Consider the following 16023-nt stretch of genomic DNA (forward strand, 5'->3'; position numbering starts at 1 on the left):
GCAGCGCCACCGGGCAACAATCTCACAGAAAAAAATATAACCCTCTGTAAATTACAGGGCATGGTGAGCGGCTTCGCTATGCCCAAAATCTGGAGACAGATTGCGATGGATATTCCAGTTACTGCTACCAAAACCGGGCGTCGCCGCTACCTGACGCTGATGATGATCTTTATTACCGTGGTCATCTGCTATGTCGACCGCGCCAACCTGGCCGTGGCATCGGCCCATATTCAGGAGGAGTTCGGCATTACCAAAGCGGAGATGGGTTACGTCTTCTCGGCGTTCGCCTGGCTCTATACGCTGTGCCAGATCCCGGGCGGCTGGTTCCTCGACCGCGTCGGCTCGCGCCTGACCTACTTTATCGCTATTTTCGGCTGGTCCGTGGCAACGTTGTTCCAGGGGTTTGCGACCGGCTTAATGTCGCTGATTGGCCTGCGCGCCATCACCGGGATTTTCGAAGCGCCGGCGTTTCCGACCAACAACCGTATGGTGACCAGCTGGTTCCCGGAACATGAGCGTGCCTCTGCCGTCGGTTTTTATACCTCCGGCCAGTTTGTCGGCCTGGCGTTCCTGACCCCGCTGCTGATCTGGATCCAGGAGCTGCTGAGCTGGCACTGGGTATTTATCGTTACCGGTGGGATCGGCATCATCTGGTCGTTTATCTGGATTAAGGTCTACCAGCCGCCGCGCCTGACCAAAAGCATCACTAAAGCCGAGCTGGATTACATCCGCGACGGCGGTGGGCTGGTGGATGGCGATGCGCCGGTGAAAAAAGAGGCCCGTCAGCCGCTGACCAAAGCCGACTGGAAGCTGGTGTTCCACCGTAAGCTGGTGGGCGTGTACCTGGGCCAGTTTGCCGTCACCTCCACGCTGTGGTTCTTCCTCACCTGGTTCCCGAACTACCTGACCCAGGAGAAAGGCATCACCGCGCTGAAGGCGGGCTTTATGACCACCGTGCCGTTCCTGGCCGCCTTCTTTGGCGTGCTGCTCTCCGGCTGGCTGGCGGATAAACTGGTGAAAAAAGGTTACTCCCTCGGGGTGGCGCGTAAAACGCCGATCATCTGCGGGCTGCTGATCTCCACCTGTATCATGGGCGCAAACTACACCAACGATCCGGTATGGATTATGACCCTGATGGCGGTGGCCTTCTTTGGGAATGGCTTTGCCTCTATTACCTGGTCACTGGTGTCCTCTCTGGCGCCGATGCGTCTGATCGGCCTGACCGGCGGGGTATTTAACTTCGTGGGCGGCCTGGGCGGGATCACCGTTCCGCTGGTGATTGGCTACCTGGCGCAGGACTACGGTTTCGGCCCGGCGCTGGTCTACATCTCCGCGGTGGCCCTGATTGGCGCGCTCTCCTACATCCTGCTGGTGGGCGACGTTAAACGGGTAGGCTAATCTCCCGCAATGCTATACCCTGATGCGACATCCGCGCATCAGGGTATCCTCATGAAACAAATCACTTTCGCACCCCGCAACCATCAGCTCACCAACACCCGCACCTGGACCGCAGATAGCGCGTGGCTGGCCTTTGACGTCCGTCCTTCCGGCGCGTCCTTTACCGGCGAAACCATTGAGCGAGTTAATGTTAAAACCGGCGAGGTCGAGGTGATTTATCGCGCCAGCAACGGCGCGCATGTGGGCGTTGTTACCGTTCATCCCACGGACGATAAGTATGTCTTTATCCACGGCCCGCAGCACCCCGATGCCCACTGGCAATACGATTTTCACCATCGTCAGGGGGTGATTGCAGAGCGCGGGCAGGTGAGCAATCTCGATGCGATGGATATCACCGCGCCGTTTACTCCCGGCGCCCTGCGCGGCGGCAGCCATGTTCATGTCTATAGCCCGGACGGGCAGTTCGTCAGCTTTACCTATAACGACCATGTATTGCACGAGTCCGATCCGACGCTGGATTTACGCAACGTGGGCGTGGCCGCGCCTTTTGGTCCGGTGACGCCTGCGGGCCACCATCCGCGGGAATATGCCGGAACGCACTGGAGTGTGCTGGTGAGCCGCACCACCCCCGCGCCACAGCCGGGCAGCGATGAGATCAACCGCGCCTACGAAGAGGGCTGGGTCGGTAATCACCGCCTGGCTTTTATCGGCGATACCCTTTCCACAAGCGGCGTCAAAGTGCCGGAGCTGTTTATCGTCGATCTGCCCAAAGACGAGCAGGGCTGGAAGCAGGCGGGCGATTTACCGCTTCAGGGGACAGGGGATCTTATGCCTGCACCGCCTGCCGGGGTGATGCAGCGCCGGTTAACCTTTACCCACGGCAACCGCTATCCGGGGTTGGTAAACGTGCCGCGCCACTGGGTGCGCAGCAACCCACAGGCGACGCAAATTGCCTTTCTGATGCGGGATGACAAGGGTGTGGTGCAGCTGTGGTTGATTACGCCGGACGGGGGAGAGCTTCGTCAGCTGACGCATAACGCCAGCGATATTCAGTCAGCCTTTAACTGGCATCCGGCGGGCCATTCGCTGGGATTTGTGCTGGAGGATCGCATTGCGACCTGTGATGCGGTGTCCGGTGCGGTGACGTTTTTGACGTCCGATCACGGCAATCCGCCGTCGGGCGATGCGGTGGTTTACTCCCCGGATGGGCACACTATCGCCTGGATGGAAGAGACTGGCGGTTTCCGGCAGCTGTGGGTAACAGAGACCGGACGTTAATCAGCGAGCGGGCATCCCGGCGGGCGGGATCACGGCGTTGGTTGCCAGCGTCTCCTGCTCGCTCTGCTCCACGCGGGAGCGAACCGAATTATCGGTGCGGAAGAGGTCCCACGGCAGCAGCAGGGTATCAACAACTGCGGTAAACGGCATATCCAGCACTACCAGGGATTTGGTCCCCCAGTTGGTGTCGTCATCGGCCAGCATGTTCGCGCTGGCCCGCGTTCCGGGATACGTTCCTTCTTTACCGCCGGTGTGAGACATCACGCTCGAACATCCGCAAAGCACAACCACCGCGCCGAACGTCGTCAGCTTTATCAGAACATTTTTCATCATCAGTCAGTCATCATCAATGGCCCGAAAGAGACCTGCAACGGGGTTTATAACGGGCCATTGTCAAAATGAATAGTTGAAAAGTACCGCTCTGTGGCACCTATCGCATTTTAACCTTACGTGCTGTGGACTCAGTCTATTCCAGTACTCGCAAAGTGCAAAAAATTCTCGCAACGACACGCTTGAAAAGACCGCAAGCGGACCCATTTTAAGAGTGTATCAATGAACAAACGTGCCTGAGGGGCGTTTGTGATACTCCCAGCCTGTCCACGGTGGAAGGCGACAATTCTTGCTGATTTCAGGAGTGTTAACTGTATGCGTAACTTTGATCTCTCTCCGCTTTACCGTTCAGCCATTGGCTTCGATCGTCTGTTCAATCATTTAGAAAACAACCAAAGCCAGAGCAATGGCTACCCTCCATACAATGTTGAGCTGGTTGACGAAAACCACTACCGCATTGCGATTGCCGTGGCCGGTTTCGCTGAAAGCGAACTGGAGATCACAGCCCAGGATAACCTGCTGGTGGTGAAAGGCGCTCATGCGGGCGAGCAGAAAGAGCGTACCTACCTGTATCAGGGCATCGCGGAGCGTAACTTCGAGCGTAAATTCCAGTTAGCTGAGAATATTCACGTTCACGGCGCGAACCTGGTTAACGGCCTGCTGTATATCGATCTGGAACGCGTGATTCCGGAAGCGAAAAAACCGCGCCGTATCGAAATTAATTAATTTTCCGGGTCGCCGCTGCGGCCCAACGATAAATGCTTGCCGATATCGGGAGCATATGTGAATCCGTCAGGATTTGCAGGAACAAATGTGTACAAAAATAAATTGTACCCAACTCGCTTCTCAGAAGAAGATTTAGTATGCGTAACTACGATTTATCCCCCCTGCTGCGTCAGTGGATCGGTTTTGACAAACTGGCTAGCGCGCTGCAAAGCACCCCTGAAAGCCAGACCTTCCCGCCGTATAACATTGAAAAGAGCGACGATAACCACTATCGCATTACGCTCGCGGTGGCCGGCTTCAGCCAGCAGAACCTCGATATTCAGCTGGAAGGCACGCGCCTGACGGTAAAAGGCACCCCGGAAAAACCGGAAACCGAAACCAAATGGCTGCATCAGGGGCTGGTTACCCAGCCGTTCAGCCTGAGCTTTACCCTCGCTGAACATATGGAAGTCACGGGCGCCAACTTCACTAACGGGCTGCTGCATATCGACATCACCCGCAACGTGCCGGATGCGATTGCTCCGCAGCGGATCGCCATCAGCGAACGCCCGGCGTTAAACAGTTAATGGGGTTTTGTGCGGCCTGATGCCCTCACCCCACCCCTCTCCCACGGGAGAGGGCGCAAACATTAAAAACGGTCATCTTCGGGTGACCGTTTTTTTTGTGCGCCATCGCCCATACAACCCGCCTGCGCTCTGCGAAAATCCCTGCTAATAATAATGTTATTCACAGGGATGCCGTCATGAGTGATATAGCGTTAACGGTCAGTATTCTGGCGTTGGTTGCGGTAGTCGGGCTGTGGATAGGCAATGTCAAAATCCGTGGCGTCGGCTTTGGCATTGGCGGCGTGCTGTTTGGCGGAATTTTTGTTGGCCATTTTGCTGACCAGTTGGGCATCACGCTCAGCGCGGCAATGCTGCACTTCATTCAGGAATTTGGCCTGATCCTCTTCGTGTACACCATCGGCATTCAGGTCGGCCCCGGCTTTTTCGCCTCCCTGCGCGTCTCCGGCCTGCGCCTGAATCTTTTTGCGATGGGCATTGTGGTGATGGGCGGGCTGGTCACCGCTCTGCTGCACAAACTCTTTGCGATACCGCTCCCGGTGGTGCTGGGCATTTTCTCCGGGGCCGTCACCAATACTCCCGCGCTGGGCGCCGGGCAGCAAATCCTGCGCGATCTGGGTATCTCGCCCGATGTCGTGGATCAGATGGGCATGAGCTACGCCATGGCCTACCCCTTCGGTATCTGCGGTATCCTGCTTACCATGTGGCTGATGCGCATCCTGTTTCGCGTGGATGTCGGGCAGGAAGCCCGGGAGCATGAATCCACCCTTACTCAGGGCCAGGCGCTGATTAAAACCATCAACATCCGCGTCGATAACCCGAATCTCAACCAACTGGCGATTCAGGATGTGCCGATCCTCAACAGCGCCAATATTATCTGCTCACGCCTGAAGCGTGAGGAGACGCTGATGGTGCCGCTGCCCGGCACGGTGATCCAGACGGGAGACCTGCTGCACCTGGTGGGGCAACCGGCGGATTTACACAACGCTCAGCTGGTGATTGGTCAGGAGGTGGATACCTCGCTTTCCACCCGCGGCACCGATATGCGCGTCGAGCGCGTGGTGGTCACCAATGAGAAGGTATTAGGCAAAAAAATCCGCGAACTGCAGGTAAAAGAGCGTTACGACGTGGTGATCTCACGCCTGAACCGCGCCGGGATCGAGCTGGTGGCCAGCCCGGACGCCAGCCTGCAGTTTGGCGACATTCTCAACCTCGTCGGCCGACCGGCTTCCATCGACGCCGTCGCCAATATGGTGGGCAATGCGCAACAAAAACTGCAGCAGGTACAGATGCTGCCAGTGTTTATCGGCATTGGGCTCGGCGTCCTGCTCGGATCCATCCCGCTGTATGTGCCGGGGTTCCCGGTGGCGCTCAAGCTGGGGCTGGCTGGCGGACCGCTGATTATGGCGCTGATCCTCGGGCGTATCGGCTGCGTCGGTAAGCTCTACTGGTTTATGCCCCCGAGCGCCAACCTCGCCCTGCGCGAGCTGGGGATCGTGCTGTTTCTGGCGGTGGTGGGGCTCAAGTCGGGCGGCGATTTTGTCGAGACGCTGGCCCGCGGCGACGGCGTAAGCTGGATCGGCTACGGCATCCTCATTACCGCCATCCCGCTGATTACCATGGGGCTTCTGGCGCGGCTGCTGGCGAAGATGAACTACCTGACCCTGTGCGGCATGCTGGCCGGTTCGATGACCGATCCCCCGGCGCTGGCCTTCGCCAACAACCTGCACGCGACCAGCGGCGCGGCGGCGCTCTCCTATGCCACGGTCTACCCGCTGGTGATGTTTATGCGCATTATCACTCCGCAGCTACTGGCGGTGCTGTTCTGGGGGATGGGCTAAATGGGGCGATTATTCGCGCTTCGAGGTCTCATTCAATACCGCTGAAGGCGCGTAGCCAAATTTATGCTTAAAGGCTTTACTGAAATGAAACGAATCGAAAAAATTAAGCATATCAGCAACCTGGCCAACGGTGTTCCCTTCCTGTTTTAACAGGGATAACGCCAGGTCCAGACGGGCGTTAAGATAATATTCTTTGGGGGTTTTGCCGGTGTAGCGCAAAAAGAGGCGTCTCAACCAGGCTTCGCTACAGGGAATAGCCGCCGCCATGTCCGCCACAGTCCAGCGCTTTTGCAGGCTGGAATGGAGCGCGGCAATCAGTTTTTCAATCTGGGCTCTCTGGGGATCTTTTTTCCCGTCCGCCGAAATGAGGCATATCCACTGATAAATCATTTTTGTAAGAAATGCGACCGCCAGATTATTTTTCATCGACTCCGGGGAGGTAATTAACTGCGCCACCTCCATCAGCTCCTGATTATAGCTTTCACCATTATAAATTACGCTTTGCTGGCGAAGCGGAATATCCATTACGCTGGTTGGAATAAACTCCATCCAGTATTGCTCCCAGATTAACCCTTCGCAGTGATAAGACCTGATATCCGTGGGCTTTAAAAAGATAATACAATTGCCGGTCAGCGTAATTTGCTCCCCGTCCTGCAATAAGATTTTTCCACAGCCCTGCACGGTATAGACAGCGACCCATGAATTAGCAATAAGGGGCTTTTTCTTATCCCGTGGCCACATTACCCGATAGTCTTCATTGGCAAAGGTATGCCAGAGGGAAATCAACGAAATTCCGCTTGAGATCACACTTTCATTAATCAACAGCGGAATATTGTACGTTGTTTCGTTTTTTACATGCGGATTTTGCAATTTTCCATTCATTTTATTTTTCCGCCAGCGAATTATGAGCTCAACCTGAACGTAGTAGAAAAATAGTGGTTCAGGGATATGACTTTGTATTTTAGGAAATCTGACTGCCTGACCCGGTGATAAACCCCTACAGCTGCCGGGACATAATCTACAACAAGGGCTATGAGATGAATACGCTACAAATTTTGAGCTTCGTCGGTTTTACGCTGCTGGTGGCGATGATCACCTGGTGGAAAATCCGTAAAACGGATACCGGATCGCAGCAGGGCTATTTTCTTGCCGGACGTTCGCTAAAAGCGCCGGTGATTGCCGCCTCGCTGATGCTCACTAACCTCTCAACCGAACAACTGGTCGGCCTCTCGGGGCAGGCGTACAAAAGCGGAATGTCCGTCATGGGCTGGGAAGTGACGTCGGCAGTGACGTTGATCTTTCTGGCGCTGATCTTTCTGCCCCGCTATTTGCAACGCGGTATCGCCACTATTCCCGATTTTCTGGAAGAACGTTACGACAAAACCACGCGAATAATTATTGATTTCTGCTTTCTTATCGCCACCGGTGTCTGCTTCCTGCCGATTGTGCTCTATTCCGGCGCGCTGGCGCTTAACAGCCTGTTTCATATCGGGGAGTCGTTGCAGATGTCCCAGGGCGCGGCCATCTGGTTACTGGTGATTTTACTGGGAATAGCGGGAATTATTTACGCCGTGGTGGGTGGCTTGAGAGCGATGGCAGTGGCCGACTCGATCAACGGTATCGGTCTGGTCATTGGCGGCCTGATGGTGCCAGTGTTTGGCCTGATCGCTATGGGCAAGGGCAGCTTTATGCAGGGTATTGAGCAACTGACCACCGTGCATGCAGAGAAGCTGAACTCTATCGGCGGCGCGAACGATCCGTTGCCGATTGGCGCGGCCTTTACCGGTCTGATTCTGGTGAACACCTTTTACTGGTGTACTAACCAGGGCATTGTGCAACGTACGCTGGCGTCCAAAAGCCTGGCTGAAGGGCAAAAAGGGGCGCTGCTCACCGCGGTGTTGAAGATGCTCGATCCGCTGGTGCTGGTCTTGCCGGGGCTGATTGCTTTTCACCTGTATCAGGATCTGCCGAAAGCGGATATGGCCTACCCCACGCTGGTCAATAACGTTCTTCCTGTCCCACTGGTCGGTTTTTTTGGTGCGGTCTTATTTGGCGCGGTCATCAGCACGTTTAATGGATTTTTGAACAGCGCCAGTACGTTATTCAGCATGGGCATCTACCGCCGCATCATTAACCAGGATGCACAACCCGAACAGTTAGTCCGTGTCGGGCGCAGGTTTGGCCTCTTTATCGCGGTAATTTCGGTGCTGGTGGCGCCGTGGATCGCCAATGCACCAGAGGGCCTTTACAGCTGGATGAAGCAGCTCAACGGGATTTACAACGTGCCGCTGGTGACCATCATCATTATGGGCTTCTTCTTCCCGCGCATTCCGGCGCTGGCCGCTAAGGTGGCGATGGGGCTCGGCATTGTCAGTTACATCACCATTAATTATCTGGTGAAGTTCGATTTCCATTTCCTTTACGTACTGGCCTGCACCTTCTGCATCAACGTGGTGGTGATGCTGCTGATCGGCGTGATAAAGCCGCGGGCGACACCGTTCAAATTTCACGATGCCTTTGCCGTGGATATGCAGCCATGGAAAAACGCGAAAATCGCCTCTGTTGGTATTCTCGCCGCAATGGTTGGCGTCTATTCCGGTCTGGCGCAGTTCGGCGGATATCACACCCGTTGGCTGACGGTACTCAGCTATGCCATCACAGCAGCAGTGATGATTTACATGGTTTACAGCCGCTGGCAATCGCGCCGTTCTGCCACTGTGCAGCGTGTTTGTGACGCTAAGGATAAAGCATGATTCGTCCTAACTTTCTCTTCATTATGACTGACACCCAGGCGACCAATATGGTGGGCTGCTATAGCGGCAAGCCGCTCAACACTCAGCACATTGATGAGCTGGCGGCAGAAGGTATTCGCTTTAACTCCGCCTATACCTGTTCTCCGGTATGTACACCCGCGCGGGCGGGCTTATTTACCGGTATCTATGCCAACCAGTCCGGCCCCTGGACCAATAACGTCGCGCCGGGGAAAAACATTGTCACCATGGGGCGCTACTTTAAGGATGCTGGCTATCACACCTGCTATATCGGCAAGTGGCACCTCGACGGGCACGACTACTTTGGCACGGGCGAGTGCCCGCCGGAGTGGGATGCTGACTACTGGTATGACGGCGCCAACTACCTTGCGGAACTGACGGAAAGTGAGATCAGCCTCTGGCGTAACGGGTTGAACAGCATTGAAGATTTACAGGCCAACAATATCGATGAAACCTTTACCTGGGCACATCGCATCAGTAATCGCGCCGTCGATTTTCTCGGTCAGCCCGCGCGGTCCGACGAGCCGTTTCTGATGGTGGTCTCCTATGACGAGCCCCATCATCCCTTTACCTGTCCGGTTGAATATCTGGAAAAGTACCAGGACTTTTATTACGACCTCGGGGCCCGGGCACAGGACCCGCTGAGTGATAAGCCCGAGCATCATCGCCTGTGGTCTCAGGCGATGCCCTCTCCGGTGGGGGATGACGGGCGTTATTACCATCCGCTCTATTTCGCCTGCAACGATTTCGTCGACGACCAGATTGGCCGGGTGATCAACGCCCTGACGCCAGAGCAGCGGGATAACACCTGGGTGATCTATACCTCAGACCACGGGGAAATGATGGGCGCCCATAAGCTCATCAGCAAAGGGGCGGCGATGTACGATGATATCACCCGTATTCCACTGATTATGCGCTCGCCACAGGGCGAACATCGGCAGGTGGATACGCCCGTCAGCCATATCGATCTCCTGCCAACCATGATGGCGCTGGCAGGCATCCAAAAACCCGATATTCTGCCGGGCGAAAATATCCTGGCCGTTGATAAGCCCCGGGGCGTGATGGTGGAATTCAATCGCTACGAGATCGAGCACGACAGCTTTGGTGGCTTTATTCCGGTGCGTTGCTGGGTGACGGACGAGTGGAAATTGGTATTAAACTTGTTTACCAGTGATGAGCTTTACGACAGAAAAAACGATCCCGATGAGCTGCACAATCTGATCGATGCCCCGGCTTTCGAAGAGGTACGCATCAGGATGCACGATGCGCTGCTGGATTATATGGATAAAATTCGCGATCCCTTCCGCACCTACCAGTGGAGTCTGCGTCCCTGGCGCAAAGATGCCACCCCGCGCTGGATGGGGGCCTTCCGTCCGCGTCCCAGAGATGGCTATTCTCCGGAGGTGCGCGACTATGACACCGGCTTGCCGACTCAGGGTGTGAAAGTGGAGGAGAAAAAGCAGAAGTTCTGACTAAAATGCTGGCGTGGTGGTTATATCGCCACCCGGCAATGACAGCAAAAAGGAATGCAGATGAAAATTTCTCGCCTCGGCGAAGCGCCGGATTATCGCTTCTCGCTGGCAAACGAGCGCACCTTTCTGGCCTGGATCCGCACCGCTCTGGGCTTTCTGGCGGCCGGTGTCGGCCTTGACCAGCTGGCGCCCGACTTTGCAACACCGGTGATCCGCCAGCTGCTGGCGCTGCTGCTGTGCCTCTTTTCCGGCGGGCTGGCGATCTACGGCTACCTGCGCTGGCTACGCAATGAGAAGGCGATGCGCCTGAAAGAAGATCTGCCCTACACCCACAGTCTGCTGATTATCAGCCTGAGCCTGCTGGTGGTAGCGGTGATAGTCATGGGGCTGGTGCTGTATGGCGGATAGCCGCAAAGCCCGCCGTCTGGCCGACCCCGGGCTGCAGCCGGAGCGCACCTCGCTCGCCTGGCTGCGCACGCTGCTGGGCTACGGTGCGCTGATGGTGCTGGCGATCAGGCATAACTGGCAGCAGGCGGGCCTGCTGTTCTGGATGGCGCTGGGGGTACTGGCCATCGCGGCGCTGGTCCTCTGGTATTACACCCGCAGCCGGGCACGGATGGATGTTGCTCTGTATGATTTTTCATCATCCCGACCGGTGCGTATTAAATTTATGATCGCCCTCGCAGTGTTATCTCTCGCATTACTGTTTGCTGCTAGCCACGTCCATCATCTCATTATTTTTATCAGGGATATTACATGACAGGATGTCAGGTTATGGCCAAGCCAGCCAGTTCACGATGCAATCTCGATTGTCGCTACTGTTTTTATATCGATAAACCCCAGCAGCCGAACATGGATGACGCCACCCTTGAGGCGTTCATTCAGCAGCATATCGCCGCCCAGCCCGGGCCAGAGGTGCAGTTCGCCTGGCAGGGCGGGGAGCCGACGCTCTGCGGGCTGGATTTCTTTCGCCGCGTCGCAACCTTACAGCGCCGTTATGGCGCAGGGAAACGTATACACAATGCGTTTCAGACCAATGGCATCCTGCTCAATGATGCCTGGTGCACGTTTTTTCGCGAACAGGGCTGGCTGGTGGGGATTTCGCTGGATGGCCCTGCGGCACTGCATGATGCCTACCGCGTCAGCCGCAGCGGCAAGCCCACCCACCACAAGGTGCTGAAGGCGATAGAGACGCTACGGGCGCACAAGGTGTCGTTTAACCTTCTGACGGTCGTTAACCGGCAGAACAGCCGCCAGCCGGAGCGGATGTACCGCTATTTACGCGCGCTGGGCACGCCGCATCTGCAGTTTATTCCCCTCCAGGAGCACGACAACCCGGAATCGGTCACCGACGGGCTGTGGGGCGAATTTCTTTCAGGGGTTTTTGATGTCTGGGTGCGGGAGGATATTGGTCGCGTCTTTGTGCAGCTCTTCGACTCGACATTAGGGGTATGGTGCGGCTACCCGTCGCAGATGTGTTCCCTCGCCGTCACCTGCGGCCACGCCTTTGCGCTGGAAGCCAACGGCGACCTCTACCAGTGCGACCACTATGTCTGGCCACAATACCGATTAGGCAACATTCATCACACGCCACTGGCGCAGCTTAATAAGAGTGAGACAGCTATCGCCTTTGGTCTGCGTAAGCAAAGCGCTTTATCCGCTGAGTGCAGGGCCTGTCCGGCGCTGCATCTGTGTAACGGCGACTGCCCGAAACACCGGGTAGAGGGCAAAAGCGTACTCTGCGCGGGATATCAGGCGTTCTTCCGCCATTCTGCCCCGCATATGCGGGTGATGCGCGATCTGCTTCGCCATCACCGTTCGCCCATTGAACTCATGGCCCTGTTACGCCAGAGCCAGTAAGTTAACGCCCCTTCGCCAGATACTTCGCCATCTCTTCTTTCGGCACCATGCCACCGCCGGTGGCCCATACCAGATGGGTGGCGTTATCCAGCGCATAGTGCCCGGATACGGCGAGGCGTACCGGCCCGGCCATGCCCGCCAGCGCGGACGGCTCAAGACGGATATTCTCCTCCTGCGCCAGCCAGCCCAGCATGTCGTACATGCTCTGATCCGAGAGGGTGTAAAACCCGTCGAGCAGGCGCTCCATGGCGCGGCCGACAAAGCCAGACGCGCGGCCTACCGCCAGCCCATCCGCCGCCGTCACGTTATCAATGCCGAGATCCTGAACCGCAATCTGGTCATGCAGCCCGGTATACACGCCCAGCAGCATGCACGGCGAATGGGTGGGCTCGGCAAAGAAGCAGTGCACGTGGTCGCCAAAGGCCAGCTTCAGCCCAAACGCCACCCCGCCAGGGCCGCCGCCCACGCCGCACGGCAGATAGACAAACAGGGGATGATCCGCATCCACCACGCGGCCCTGGTCAGCAAACTGCGCCTTCAGCCGTGCACCTGCCACGGCATAGCCTAAAAACAGAGTGCGGGAGTTTTCATCGTCAATGAAGAAGCAGTTCGGATCGCTTTCCGCGGCTTTGCGCCCTTGCTCCACCGCGACACCGTAGTCCTGCTCGTATTCCACCACCGTCACGCCGTGGCTGCGCAGTTTGGCCTTTTTCCACTCCCGGGCGTCGGCGGACATATGTACCGTCACCTTAAAGCCGATGCGGGCGCTCATAATGCCGATGGACATCCCTAAGTTACCGGTGGAGCCTACGGCGATGCTGTACTGGCTGAAGAATGCTTTAAAGCGGGGCTCCAGCAGGATGCTGTAATCGTCTTGTGGCGACAGCAGGCCAGCGGCCAGGGCCAGTTTCTCGGCGTGGGTCAGCACCTCATAGATGCCGCCGCGGGCTTTAATGGAGCCGGAGATGGGCAGATGGCTGTCTTTTTTCAGCAGCAGCGTGCCGGGAAGGGACATATCGAACTCTGCCTCCAGCCGTTTATGCATTGCCGGGATAGCCACCAGCGCAGATTCGATAATCCCCTGAGTGGCGGCGGTTTCCGGGAACGCCTTCGCCAGATATGGCGCAAAGCGCGCCAGGCGCGCATGGGCATCGTCCACGTCCGCCTGGGTCAGGCCGACGTGCGGCAGTCCTTCGGCCAGGGAGGTAGCCTCAGGGTTAAGCCAGGTGGTTTCTTTCAGGGCGATCAGGTCCTCTACCAGAGGATACTGTGCGATTAAGGTGGTGATGTGTGTGTTTTCCATACGAGATCTCTTCGCGCCAGATAATGAAAGAAAGCGGGATCGTGCCGCCAATGGCACGGGGATGACAAACGATATTAATGGCGGTTCACATGAGCCAGATTGAACCAAAAGAATAACACCGCGATAAAAAATGTATTTTTATCGTCGCTGAGTCACATTCTTTCACCATGAACCGCTATTCTGGCGCAATAAGAGATGAAGAAGGCTAGGGTGATGAACGAGGGGAGAGAGGCGAGGAATCGCTTACTGAACGGCTGGCAGCTGTCGAAGATGCACACCTTTGAGGTGGCGGCACGCCACGAATCGTTCGCGCGGGCAGCGGAAGAGCTTGCGCTCAGCCCGAGCGCGGTAAGCCACCGGATTAACCTGCTGGAAGAGGAGCTGGGGATTGCGCTGTTTATTCGCTCGCACCGCAAAGTGGAGCTGACCCAGGAGGGAAAACGCATTTACTGGACCCTGAAATCGTCGCTGGATACGCTGAATCAGGAGATCCTCGATATCAGGAACCAGGCGCTGTCCGGCAGCCTGACCCTTTACTCACGTCCGTCGCTCGCCCAGTGCTGGCTGGTGCCGATGCTGGGCGACTTCACCCGCCGCTATCCGGCGATCTCTCTCACGCTGTTGACCGGCAATGATTACGTCAATATGCAACGAACCGGCGTCGATCTGGCGATTTATTTCGACGATATGCCGCCAAACCAGCTCACGCATCACTATTTGATGGACGAGGCGATCCTGCCGGTCTGCTCACCGGAATATGCCCGGGAGCATCAGCTGCTCGCCAGCCCGGATAACCTGCAGCACTGCACCCTGCTGCATGACCGGCAGGCATGGAGCAACGACTCCGGTACGGACGAGTGGTTTAGCTGGGCCCGGCATTTTTCGGTGAGCTTGCCGACATCACCGGGAATGGGTTTCGATCGTTCCGATTTGGCGGTCAGCGCGGCGTTAAATCATGTCGGGGTAGCGATGGGGCGCAGGCGGCTGGTGCAGAAACATCTTGAGCGCGGGGAATTGATTGCGCCCTTTGGCGAGAAGACGCTGAAATGCCACCAGCACTATTACGTCTCCACGCTCTCCGGGCGCCAGTGGCCAAAGATTGATGCCTTTATCAGCTGGCTTAAGGAAAAGGCTGGCTGATCACACCGCCTGCTCGTGATGCGAGGCGCGAGAGGCCAGCGGCAGCCAGCACAGCACAATCAGCAGACCCATTAGGGTCATTAGTAGCCCGAGGCTCGCCTGGCCGTTCTGCGGCATCATCGCCGAGAGCCAGGCCAGCGCGCCGGAGCCGATATTCTGCAACCCCCCCACCAGCGCCCCGGCGGTGCCGGCGAGGAACGGGAAGGGCTCCATCGCGCCGCTGGTCGCCAGGGGGAACAGCATCCCTGCGCCAAAGAAGAACAGCGCGGCCGGGATCAGCAGGGTCCAGACGTTCATCACCCCGAACAGCCCGGGGATCCACATCATCAGCCCTGCCAGCAGGCAGCTCAGCACCGACTGCCACATCAGGGTGGAAAAACGTTTGTTGGCGCGTCCGGCAAACCAGGCGCCGAAAAACGCCGCCGGGATCGGCAGAATAAACAGAATACTCACCACCATACTGCTGAGGCCGAGCCCGGCTCCCAGCAGCACGCCTGAACTGGCTTCGAAGACGGCGATACCCGCCAGGCCACCCACCAGCATCAGCACGTAACAGTTAAACGCCCCGTTGCCGAAGAGGATTTTGTAGCTGGCGATAAGCTTTGTGCGCGGTGCGTCAGTGGGCCGGGTTTCCGGCATCCAGCGCGCCATGCTGAAGATGACGATGGCGCAGAGCACCAGCAGAAAACCATAGCAGGCGCGCCAGGACCAGGCAGTATCCAGCAGGCCACCAATCAACGGGGCCAGCAGCGGGCTGACCAGAATGCCCATGTTCAGCAGGCTGTTGGCATGGCGAAGCTGGGTACCCTGATACATATCCCGCGGCAGGGTACGCGCCATTACGCCGCCAACGCCGGTACCAACGCCCTGCAACGCGCTGGCGGCAATCAGCACGCCCAGGCTGTGGGTGGTCATGGCGATGACCGTGGCTATCATAAAAATGGTCATCCCCACCAGGATCACCGGACGGCGGCCGACGCGATCGGAGAGCGGGCCGTAGAATAGCTGCGATACGCCATAGGTCAGCAGATAGGCACCCATCACGCTCTGGATCGCCCCTTCCCGCACCCGGAGCGCCTTCGCCATGTCCGCTATGGCCGGGATATAGATGGTTTGTGCCATCTGACCGACGGCGACCAGCAAGATCAACATCAAGAGTAAATTAACGTTCCGCTGTTTTTTCATGTCGCTGAATACTTTTGCCAAAAGTGAGAAATAAAGAATAAGTGACTACGCATTCCCATAAATGCGCGAGGAATCTACCACAGTGAGATGACAAGTTAAGCCTTGCGGTGATGAATGGGAGAGGGCAGGAAGGCAGGATAAGTAAACAAGAACGGC

15 protein-coding genes are annotated in these 16023 nt (G+C 57.0%); 11 read left to right on the plus strand and 4 right to left on the minus strand.

The genetic code is table 11. The annotated features are described in order from the left end of the window. Positions 1–60 precede the first annotated feature (60 nt). Entirely contained in the window at positions 61–1398 is a 1338-nt protein-coding gene (locus NB069_RS00085; RefSeq protein WP_250586758.1) for an MFS transporter, read from the plus strand. A 51-nt stretch (positions 1399–1449) separates the two neighbouring features. Next, positions 1450–2676 carry a DUF3748 domain-containing protein gene (locus NB069_RS00090; RefSeq protein ID WP_250586759.1) on the plus strand — a complete coding sequence of 409 codons (1227 nt, stop codon included), beginning with the start codon at positions 1450–1452 and terminating at the stop codon, positions 2674–2676. Here NB069_RS00090 and NB069_RS00095 read toward each other — a convergent pair whose 3' ends face one another. Continuing rightward, positions 2677–3009, minus strand: a complete 333-nt coding sequence (locus NB069_RS00095) for a YceK/YidQ family lipoprotein (protein WP_250586760.1) — start codon at positions 3007–3009, stop codon at positions 2677–2679. Between the two features lie 312 nt (positions 3010–3321). On the opposite strand from NB069_RS00095, the gene ibpA reads away from it, so the two are divergent. The 3 genes from ibpA (at position 3322) to NB069_RS00110 (ending at position 6136) form a co-directional block, all read left to right on the plus strand. Next, entirely contained in the window at positions 3322–3732 is a 411-nt protein-coding gene (gene ibpA, locus NB069_RS00100; protein WP_032615564.1) for a small heat shock chaperone IbpA, read from the plus strand. A gap of 137 nt (positions 3733–3869) precedes the next feature. After that, positions 3870–4298, plus strand: a complete 429-nt coding sequence (ibpB, locus tag NB069_RS00105) for a small heat shock chaperone IbpB (RefSeq protein WP_250586761.1) — start codon at positions 3870–3872, stop codon at positions 4296–4298. Positions 4299–4474: 176 nt separating this feature from the next. Then, entirely contained in the window at positions 4475–6136 is a 1662-nt protein-coding gene (locus NB069_RS00110; RefSeq protein WP_250586762.1) for a putative transporter, read from the plus strand. 9 nt (positions 6137–6145) lie between these two features. Here the strand turns inward: NB069_RS00110 and NB069_RS00115 are convergent, their stop codons facing one another. After that, positions 6146–7018, minus strand: coding sequence for an AraC family transcriptional regulator (locus NB069_RS00115; protein ID WP_250586764.1), 873 nt, complete (start codon positions 7016–7018; stop codon positions 6146–6148). A gap of 155 nt (positions 7019–7173) precedes the next feature. Between NB069_RS00115 and NB069_RS00120 the strand changes: the two genes are divergently transcribed. From NB069_RS00120 to NB069_RS00140, 5 genes are read left to right on the plus strand one after another with little or no spacing between them, the layout of a single operon-like run. Further along, positions 7174–8889, plus strand: a complete 1716-nt coding sequence (locus NB069_RS00120) for a solute:sodium symporter family transporter (RefSeq protein WP_250586766.1) — start codon at positions 7174–7176, stop codon at positions 8887–8889. Then, positions 8886–10379 (plus strand): sulfatase-like hydrolase/transferase, encoded by a 1494-nt coding sequence (locus tag NB069_RS00125; protein WP_250586768.1) that lies wholly within the window; start codon positions 8886–8888, stop codon positions 10377–10379. The genes NB069_RS00120 and NB069_RS00125 overlap by 4 nt, the downstream gene beginning before the upstream one ends. A 60-nt stretch (positions 10380–10439) precedes the next feature. Further along, entirely contained in the window at positions 10440–10787 is a 348-nt protein-coding gene (locus tag NB069_RS00130) for a YidH family protein (RefSeq protein ID WP_250586770.1), read from the plus strand. After that, positions 10777–11139, plus strand: coding sequence for a DUF202 domain-containing protein (locus NB069_RS00135; RefSeq protein WP_250586772.1), 363 nt, complete (start codon positions 10777–10779; stop codon positions 11137–11139). The genes NB069_RS00130 and NB069_RS00135 overlap by 11 nt, the downstream gene beginning before the upstream one ends. Next, positions 11136–12239, plus strand: coding sequence for an anaerobic sulfatase maturase (locus tag NB069_RS00140; protein ID WP_250586774.1), 1104 nt, complete (start codon positions 11136–11138; stop codon positions 12237–12239). Before NB069_RS00135 ends, NB069_RS00140 begins: the two co-directional genes overlap by 4 nt. Before the next feature lies 1 nt (position 12240). Here NB069_RS00140 and dsdA read toward each other — a convergent pair whose 3' ends face one another. Further along, the gene (gene dsdA, locus NB069_RS00145) at positions 12241–13542 is read right to left on the minus strand and encodes a D-serine ammonia-lyase (protein WP_250586776.1); all 1302 of its coding nucleotides are present in this window, start codon (positions 13540–13542) and stop codon (positions 12241–12243) included. Positions 13543–13755: 213 nt separating this feature from the next. On the opposite strand from dsdA, the gene dsdC reads away from it, so the two are divergent. Then, the gene (dsdC, locus tag NB069_RS00150) at positions 13756–14682 is read left to right on the plus strand and encodes a DNA-binding transcriptional regulator DsdC (protein ID WP_250589561.1); all 927 of its coding nucleotides are present in this window, start codon (positions 13756–13758) and stop codon (positions 14680–14682) included. Here the strand turns inward: dsdC and emrD are convergent, their stop codons facing one another. Beyond that, positions 14683–15867 (minus strand): multidrug efflux MFS transporter EmrD, encoded by a 1185-nt coding sequence (gene emrD, locus NB069_RS00155; protein ID WP_250586778.1) that lies wholly within the window; start codon positions 15865–15867, stop codon positions 14683–14685. Positions 15868–16023: the final 156 nt, after the last annotated feature.

Origin of the sequence: Leclercia adecarboxylata, assembly GCF_023639785.1 — a bacterium.
Taxonomy (GTDB): Bacteria; Pseudomonadota; Gammaproteobacteria; order Enterobacterales; family Enterobacteriaceae; genus Enterobacter; species Enterobacter adecarboxylatus_D.

What these genes read in the sequence shown, in the direction of transcription:
- NB069_RS00085 (WP_250586758.1), top strand. Translation starts at nt 61, where the DNA reads ATGGTGAGCGGCTTCGCTATGCCCAAAATCTGGAGACAGATTGCGATG.
- NB069_RS00090 (WP_250586759.1), top strand. Translation starts at nt 1,450, where the DNA reads ATGAAACAAATCACTTTCGCACCCCGCAACCATCAGCTCACCAACACC.
- NB069_RS00095 (WP_250586760.1), bottom strand. Translation starts at nt 3,009, where the DNA reads ATGATGAAAAATGTTCTGATAAAGCTGACGACGTTCGGCGCGGTGGTT.
- ibpA (WP_032615564.1), top strand. Translation starts at nt 3,322, where the DNA reads ATGCGTAACTTTGATCTCTCTCCGCTTTACCGTTCAGCCATTGGCTTC.
- ibpB (WP_250586761.1), top strand. Translation starts at nt 3,870, where the DNA reads ATGCGTAACTACGATTTATCCCCCCTGCTGCGTCAGTGGATCGGTTTT.
- NB069_RS00110 (WP_250586762.1), top strand. Translation starts at nt 4,475, where the DNA reads ATGAGTGATATAGCGTTAACGGTCAGTATTCTGGCGTTGGTTGCGGTA.
- NB069_RS00115 (WP_250586764.1), bottom strand. Translation starts at nt 7,018, where the DNA reads ATGAATGGAAAATTGCAAAATCCGCATGTAAAAAACGAAACAACGTAC.
- NB069_RS00120 (WP_250586766.1), top strand. Translation starts at nt 7,174, where the DNA reads ATGAATACGCTACAAATTTTGAGCTTCGTCGGTTTTACGCTGCTGGTG.
- NB069_RS00125 (WP_250586768.1), top strand. Translation starts at nt 8,886, where the DNA reads ATGATTCGTCCTAACTTTCTCTTCATTATGACTGACACCCAGGCGACC.
- NB069_RS00130 (WP_250586770.1), top strand. Translation starts at nt 10,440, where the DNA reads ATGAAAATTTCTCGCCTCGGCGAAGCGCCGGATTATCGCTTCTCGCTG.
- NB069_RS00135 (WP_250586772.1), top strand. Translation starts at nt 10,777, where the DNA reads ATGGCGGATAGCCGCAAAGCCCGCCGTCTGGCCGACCCCGGGCTGCAG.
- NB069_RS00140 (WP_250586774.1), top strand. Translation starts at nt 11,136, where the DNA reads ATGACAGGATGTCAGGTTATGGCCAAGCCAGCCAGTTCACGATGCAAT.
- dsdA (WP_250586776.1), bottom strand. Translation starts at nt 13,542, where the DNA reads ATGGAAAACACACACATCACCACCTTAATCGCACAGTATCCTCTGGTA.
- dsdC (WP_250589561.1), top strand. Translation starts at nt 13,756, where the DNA reads ATGAACGAGGGGAGAGAGGCGAGGAATCGCTTACTGAACGGCTGGCAG.
- emrD (WP_250586778.1), bottom strand. Translation starts at nt 15,867, where the DNA reads ATGAAAAAACAGCGGAACGTTAATTTACTCTTGATGTTGATCTTGCTG.